The 7,850-nt window shown below is 48.9% G+C and carries 5 protein-coding genes and 2 pseudogenes; all 7 read left to right on the forward strand.

The annotated features are described in order from the left end of the window. Positions 1 to 103: 103 nt before the first annotated feature. Positions 104 to 1,224 (forward strand): IS3 family transposase gene (locus tag ACOTX7_RS23365; RefSeq protein WP_087759376.1). Its coding sequence is split into 2 segments (ribosomal slippage): positions 104 to 362 and positions 362 to 1,224, totalling 1,122 coding nucleotides; the frame shifts between segments, so codons are not numbered across the junction. A 58-nt stretch (positions 1,225 to 1,282) separates the two neighbouring features. After that, positions 1,283 to 1,909: pseudogene (locus tag ACOTX7_RS23370) on the forward strand (DUF4113 domain-containing protein); the annotation flags it as partial. A gap of 411 nt (positions 1,910 to 2,320) precedes the next feature. Further along, a complete protein-coding gene (locus ACOTX7_RS23375; RefSeq protein WP_004098982.1) occupies positions 2,321 to 3,196 on the forward strand; it encodes a RepB family plasmid replication initiator protein in 876 nt (291 codons plus the stop codon). Positions 3,197 to 3,828: 632 nt separating this feature from the next. After that, the gene (locus ACOTX7_RS23380) at positions 3,829 to 4,455 is read left to right on the forward strand and encodes a ParA family plasmid-partitioning AAA ATPase (RefSeq protein WP_004098977.1); all 627 of its coding nucleotides are present in this window, start codon (positions 3,829 to 3,831) and stop codon (positions 4,453 to 4,455) included. After that, positions 4,452 to 4,754: a hypothetical protein gene (locus ACOTX7_RS23385; protein ID WP_004197636.1), complete on the forward strand. Its 303-nt coding sequence runs from the start codon at positions 4,452 to 4,454 to the stop codon at positions 4,752 to 4,754. The genes ACOTX7_RS23380 and ACOTX7_RS23385 overlap by 4 nt, the downstream gene beginning before the upstream one ends. 541 nt (positions 4,755 to 5,295) lie before the next feature. Then, positions 5,296 to 5,984 (forward strand): annotated as a pseudogene (locus ACOTX7_RS23390) (IS3-like element ISEc52 family transposase); the annotation flags it as partial. Between the two features lie 672 nt (positions 5,985 to 6,656). Then, positions 6,657 to 7,850: group II intron reverse transcriptase/maturase (ltrA, locus tag ACOTX7_RS23395; protein WP_421626169.1), on the forward strand; the 1,194-nt coding region annotated here is incomplete at its 3' end.

Here is a 7,850-nt window from a genome sequence, read left to right on the forward strand (position 1 = left end):
ATGTAAGGCCTTTGAATAAGACAAAACGCTGCTGACCTGCTCCCCGTTGATTAGTACACCCCGATGTTAGTAATGTCTTCATAAGCCACATGAGGACATCCCCATGAAGAAGCGTTTTTCCGACGAACAGATCATCTGTATTCTCCGCGAAGCCGAAGCTGGGGTACCCGCCCGTGAACTCTGCCGCAAGCATGCCATTTCCGATGCCACGTTTTACACCTGGCGTAAGAAGTATGGCGGTATGGAGGTGCCTGAAGTTAAGCGCCTGAAGTCGCTTGAGGAAGAGAACGCCAGACTCAAGAAGCTGCTTGCCGAAGCCATGCTGGATAAAGAGGCGCTTCAGGTGGCTCTTGGGCGAAAGTACTGACGACAGACCAGAAGCGGGAAGCCGTGATGCTGATGTGTGATGCGACCGGTCTGTCGCAACGTCGTGCCTGCAGGCTTACAGGTTTATCCCTGTCGACCTGCCGCTATGAGGCTCACCGTCCGGCTGCTGATGCGCATTTATCAGGGCGCATCACTGAGCTGGCACTGGAGCGCAGGCGTTTTGGCTACCGTCGTATTTGGCAGTTGCTGCGCCGTGAAGGGCTTCATGTTAATCATAAGCGCGTGTACCGGCTTTATCACCTCAGTGGCCTGGGCGTAAAACGCAGAAGACGTCGTAAAGGGCTGGCAACAGAACGTCTGCCGCTGCTCCGTCCGGCGGCGCCCAATCTGACCTGGTCGATGGATTTCGTCATGGACGCACTTTCCACCGGTCGCAGGATCAAGTGTCTTACCTGCGTCGATGATTTCACAAAGGAATGCCTGACGGTCACTGTTGCCTTTGGGATTTCAGGCGTTCAGGTCTCGCGTATTCTGGACAGCATTGCACTGTTTCGAGGCTATCCGGCGACGATAAGAACTGACCAGGGGCCGGAGTTCACTTGCCGTGCACTGGATCAATGGGCCTTTGAGCATGGTGTTGAGTTGCGCTTAATCCAGCCGGGCAAGCCAACGCAGAACGGATTTATTGAGAGCTTTAACGGACGATTTCGCGATGAATGCCTGAATGAGCACTGGTTCAGCAATATCGTTCACGCAAGGAAAATCATTAATGACTGGCGGCAGGATTATAACGAGTGTCGTCCACATTCAGCACTGAATTATCAGACGCCATCAGAGTTTGCAGCACGGTGGCGAAATGGAAAATGTGAAGGTAAACAAACCGACCTTACTAACTGACGGTTGTATCTAACTCTGGGGGCAGGTCACTGCCTCATCGCTAACTTTGCAACAGTGCCAAAATTTTTCTGTGGTCCTTGAGCGAACGGTACGGGAACTGAACGGGGAAAGCTGCCTTTCGCTTGAGGAAGCCCCTCCGACGAAACAGCAAATTGTCTGCAGCCGCAGTTTTGGCGTGAAGATCACGGAGTACGAGTCACTCCGTCAGGCTATCTGTCAGCACGCAGAGCGGGCCTCTGAAAAACTGCGTAAAGAGCACCAGTATTGCCGGCATATTTCCGTTTTCATCAAAACGTCTCCGTTCGCCATTAAAGAGCCTTACTACGGCAACGTGGCTACGGAAAAACTGCTTACACCCACTCAGGACACCAGGGACATCATTGCAGCCGCCACAACGGCTCTGGAGCGTATCTGGAGGGATGGGCACCGGTATGCCAAAGCCGGAGTTATGCTGAATGACTTCACCGGCTCCGGCGTTTCGCAGCTGCAGCTGTTTGACGAACGCCCGCCACGCCCTCACAGTGCTGAGCTGATGAGGGTTCTGGACGGGATCAACAACTCAGGGCTGTGTAAAGTATGGTTTGCCGGTAGAGGAATTGCGCCATCCTGGCAAATGAAACGCGATATGCTCTCCCCTGCGTACACCACTCGCTGGAGAGATATCCCCGTTGCGAGGATCGGTTAAATTTTGCCTTTCAGAGAGAGCCAGCAGTGCTCGCCGCAGCCGAACGACAGGGCGAAGCCCGCGAGTGAGCGAGGAAGCACCAGGGGAGCTGAAGCCTTTTAAAGCACCTTACGCACTTAAGTTCTATAGATTCCATAATGAGTTATCCACATATCCTTTGAGTAGATCCAATAACTTACCCTTAGTTATCCAAATAGATCCAAACTGATCCCTTTAGCGGCAAAACCTTTGTTTACGGGCTTCGTAGCGATTTCAGGTGTGTCGTAGTGGGAAAAAGGTGTTCTGAAGCGGGAAAAAGGTGTGTCAAAACGGGGTAAGGGTGGGTAGAATCGGGAAGAAAGGTGTGTCGAAACGGGAAATAGTTAATATTTAGGCACATATCGATCATATGCTATGAATGGATATAACTATATGAATGAGAATGTTTATATCGGCGAGGTTATAGGTCCAGATTGTGAAAGTGTTAACAATAAACTCACCGTCACAAGTAAGGCCACAGTTCAGCCTGTAGCCCTGATGAGATTAAATGTTTTTGTTCCTTCAAGCAGGCCTGCAAAGGGCACCAGAACATCAATCGATGCGACCTCTGTTCTCAAGGATCTGGAATTCTCAAGGCGGGAGGGGTACGACGATATTCGTATAACCGGTGAACGGTTGAGTATGGCCATCGACTTCAAGGTATGGGTCGGTATCATAGAAGCTTTCAGTAAGTACGGTTTAAAAACCAACAGCATTAAGCTTACTTTTCATGAGTTTGCTGGAATGTGCCGCTTTGAGTCTAAGAGATTCGATTCCCGTCTTAGAAAAAGTATTTCAGAAGCTTTGACCAGGATACGTGGCAAGACCATTACCTTTACCCGTAGCGACTCAGAGGGCCTTCAAAAAGTTTCCGTAACAGGTTTGCTTAAGACAGGTGAACTGGATTTTGCAAACGACCAGGTGGAACTTGAAGCTGATCAGCGACTATGGGAACTCTACCAAACTGATTACACTGTTCTGCTACGACATAAACCGATAAACGCTTTAACCCGAAAGGAAGCAGCTCAGGCCCTGTATACTTTCATCGAAAGCCTGCCTACGAACCCAGTCCCCATATCTTTCAAACGAATACGAGACAGGCTCTCATTGCTCTCTCCGGTAAAGGAACAGAACCGTATCATTAAACTGGCCCTCAAGCAGTTGCAGGATATTGGGTACCTTGACCACAGCATCACCAAAAAAGGTAAAGAGACTTTCATTCTGATCCACCGTCGCTCAGCAAATCTGAAACCAGGAACAGCTGTATAAGGTGTGTCAAAACGGGAAAGCAACGCGATTAAGGTGTGTTGAAACGGGAGGTCTCTTCTTAAACATCTTGATAGGTGTGTTGTAGGGGGAAGCCTCGCCTTAAACGTCTTAATAGGTGTGTTGTAGCGGGATGAGAACCTGTTAAATGTGTGTTTTTATCTGTATATACTTACGCACCTTCCCACTTCAACACACCTTTTTGGATAGAAGTGAGAAGCTATCCCGCTTCTCACCACCTTTTACCAAATTTGTCTCACCGACTCCCCACTTCGACACACCGAAGATTCAAAGGCTTCCCACTACGCCCCACTTTTTGCTTCACGCGGTCATAACTGGTTGATACTACCCTCCCTAAAGGTAGCCTGGAGTTGAAAGCCGCATTATGTGGTTCTATGGGGATTTCGGATAAAGGCACCACTTTGCCATCTTGTTATCCTGTTATCTTGTTATCTTGTTATCTTGTTATATTGTTATCCTAACATCTTACTAATTTGTTAAGATTCAAAGATAATTCAATTATAAATCATGTAGTTAACAACTTAACAAGATATTAACTTAATAAAGGCATTGCAATATTGTCGCCTGTTTGGCAATATTAAGTTGTTAACTTAACAACTTAATATGAGGCTATGATGATAATAGTATTGGGTAGTCAAAAGGGTGGGGTTGGTAAAAGTACACTGGCGGTATCTATAGCTGCGTATCTGATGTCACTGGGCAATAGAGTGATCATTGTCGACGCAGATGACCAGAAATCTGTATTGACCTGGTACAACAATCGTCCTGAAGATCTTCCCCATATTCCGGTTACTGGCGCAACAGGCAACATCAAAGCCATGCTAAAGGAACACGAGAAATCTTATGACTTTGTCATCGCAGACTGTGCTGGCCGCGACAGTGCAGAAATGCGTAGTGGGTTGATGGCCGCTGACGTATTCATTTCTCCGTTGCGGCCTTCTCAGATGGACCTGGATGTAGTGCCTCATACATGCTCTGTTTTTACAGCAGCAAAAGATTTTAATGAGGACGTCCGGGGATATCTCGTTTTAAACATGACGCCCACGAACATGTTTGTCAATGAAGCAAATCAGGCAGCTGACGTACTCAAGGATTATCCTGAAATGTGTCTGGCTAGCTCCCGAGTTTGTGATCGAAAAGCGCATCGAGATGCCTGGGCAGAATCAATGACAATTTTTGAAACGCAAAATGACAAAGCACAACAAGAAATCGAATCGTTAGTTAAAGAGGTTATTCTGTGAGAAATAGAGCAAATACTCCATCTCGTGATGAGGCAGCGTTTATTAACGGTGGTACTGCTGGTATTGATAATACCAAAGTGACTTCAGAGAGACCATTGGCTGTAAGTAAAGCAAAACCAGTGAGCATTTCCTTTTTTGAAGAAAACTTAAAAGACATTGATGATCTTATAACGGGTGAAATGATTTCAGGTAAAAGCAGAGTGAATCGTTCTGACGTAGTCAGGGCAGCGGTAGAGGCACTAAAAAGTTTATCAAAAACAGAGATATCCAGATTAATCGCAGAAGCGAAACAACGATAACATCTTGTTATCTTGTTATCTTGTTATCTTGTTATCTTGTTATCTTGTTATCTTGTTATCTTGTTATCTTGTTCAGGGTGGTAACACCTTTTATATCGAGGCAACAACTTCGCGATAGTGAAAATTTGCGGATGGCCTCAGTCCTATACATAAGGGGATATACATGAATTCAAATACTACAATCGCCTTACATTTTTCGCTTGCATTACTATTTACGTTGCTATCAGTGGCTGGTAGCAACCATGATTTAGCAGGAGTTGTATCTCAATTATTCCTTATTTTCATGGCTGCATTTTTTTTCTTTAGGGCAATGAGGGCCTTTCTGAACATCATTAATGTGATTGATAGCTGTAAAAGGTGAGGCAGGATAAGCCCCCATTAAGCTTGGACTGTTTCCCACACAAGAACTACTTTAGGTTGAAACCTGGGGTATTACCCATAGTTGACCTATGTAGATTGGTCTGGGGCTTGAAGTGGTTTACTGAATTTGGCCACCTGAACAGAGGTGATATGCTCACCTCAGAACAACACAGGTGTCATAATGAAAAAAAGAAATTTCAGCGCAGAGTTTAAACGCGAATCCGCTCAACTGGTCGTTGACCAGAACTACACCGTGGCAGATGCAGCCAGCGCTATGGATGTCGGCCTTTCCACAATGACGCGATGGGTGAAACAATTACGTGATGAACGGCAGGGCAAAACACCAAAAGCCTCCCCCATTACCCCGGAACAAATTGAAATCCGTGAGCTCAGGAAAAAGCTACAACGTATTGAAATGGAAAATGAAATATTAAAAAAGGCTACCGCGCTCTTGATGTCAGACTCCCTGAACAGTTCTCGATAATCGGGAAACTCAGGGCGCGTTATCCTGTGGCCACTCTCTGCCATGTGTTCGGGGTTCATCGCAGCAGCTACAAATACTGGAAAAACCGTCCTGAAAAGCCAGACGGCAGACGGGCTGTATTACGCAGTCAGGTACTTGAACTGCATGGCATCAGCCACGGCTCTGCCGGAGCAAGAAGCATCGCCACAATGGCAACCCGGAGAGGTTACCAGATGGGGCGCTGGCTTGCTGGCAGACTCATGAAAGAGCTGGGGCTGGTCAGTTGCCAGCAGCCGACTCACCGGTATAAGCGTGGCGGTCATGAGCACGTTGCTATCCCGAATCATCTTGAGCGACAGTTCGCCGTAACGGAACCAAATCAGGTGTGGTGCGGTGATGTGACCTATAGTGTGCCCGGAGTTCAGGGCGGGCATGGATGCTTAAATGAACCGCGAGTCTGTCTGGAATATTGAACCGGTAACTCACGATGAGAAACCCAACAATCCCACCGGGTGTGACGGTGGAGAACCTGAGCGGCAGTGACCTGCGGCATGCCCGCAGGGTGATGTAACCCGCTGACAACGGGGATTGAGGCGAGATCACTAAGCCGAGATGATCCTCAAGGTTAAGTACTGAAAGGCTGAAGAACATGAACCCGTTAATCCGCCTCTGTGGGTTGAAAACGTCACCACGGCCTACGTGATCTGACAGGCCGTGCAGGAGGAACTGGCAGTGATACGTAAGCACTGCCGGTCGAAGGTGTTTTGACATGTATGCGAAACACCGGGGCAGCAGCGTCTATCACGCTTGCGTTGCTGACTTCTGCCAACTTGCGGCAAGCAAGGATAAAGAGTGCGACGGGCAGCCTCCTCAGTATGCCTGAGTCCAGGCAGGTAAACCGGGGAAGGTCAGCGACGGATGTTAAGGGGGCATGGCTCCGATGACGCGCTGGCTGGCGGAGCTTCCGTAGTAGTCCGCGATGGGGAAAGCCCATTACATGGCGAAGGGAAGCAGTTTGAATGTGTTTGCGACGTGAATTAACTGACCTAACGAGGTGAAGACCTTTGATAATCAGCGAAATGCAACGCAAGCTTGCCACATGGGCAGCCACCGATCCGTCCCTACGGATTCAACGGCTGCTGCGTCTGATAACACAACCAGAATGGCTGGCTGAAGCGGCGCGGATCACGCTTTCATCAAAGGGGGCCCATACCCCCGGCGTTGATGGCGTGAACAAAACAATGCTACAGGCCAGACTGGCTGTTGAGCTGCAAATCCTCAGGGATGAATTACTCTCAGGCCACTACCAGCCCTTGCCCGCCAGACGGGTTTACATCCCTAAAAGCAACGGCAAACTGCGACCACTGGGTATCCCCGCGTTGCGGGATCGTATTGTTCAGCGGGCCATGCTGATGGCGATGGAGCCGATATGGGAGAGTGATTTTCATACGCTCTCATATGGCTTCCGGCCTGAGCGCAGTGTCCACCACGCGATCCGCACGGTGAAATTACAGCTCACAGACTGTGGTGAAACCCGGGGACGCTGGGTGATTGAAGGCGACCTGTCCAGTTACTTCGACACCGTACATCATCGACTGCTGATGAAGGCTGTACGCCGCAGGATCAGTGACGCACGTTTCATGACTCTGCTGTGGAAAACCATCAAGGCGGGACATATCGATGTCGGTCTCTTTCGGGCGGCCAGTGAAGGTGTACCACAGGGCGGTGTTATATCGCCGCTATTATCGAACATCATGCTGAATGAGTTCGATCAATACCTGCATGAGCGCTACCTGAGCGGGAAAGCCAGAAAAGATCGGTGGTACTGGAATAACAGTATCCAACGGGGCCGAAGTACGGCGGTCAGAGAAAACTGGCAGTGGAAACCCGCGGTGGCGTACTGCCGCTATGCCGATGATTTTGTCCTCATCGTCAAAGGCACCAAAGCACAGGCGGAAGCCATCAGGGAGGAGTGTCGGGGTGTGCTCGAAGGCAGTCTGAAACTCAGGCTGAACATGGATAAGACTAAAATCACCCATGTTAATGACGGCTTTATCTTTCTGGGGCACAGGATCATTCGCAAACGCAGTCGTTATGGCGAGATGCGAGTGGTCTCAACGATCCCGCAGGAGAAAGCCAGAAACTTCGCCGCATCGCTGACAGCACTGTTATCAGGCAACTACAGTGAAAGCAAAGTCGATATGGCTGAACAAGGAGAGCATAAAAAATATTGGGGCAGCGTGAGCTATGCTGCCATCGCTGGTCCCTTCCCG

The organism is Enterobacter cloacae complex sp. IR5418 (assembly GCF_049238105.1).
Classification (GTDB): Bacteria; Pseudomonadota; Gammaproteobacteria; order Enterobacterales; family Enterobacteriaceae; genus Enterobacter; species Enterobacter hormaechei.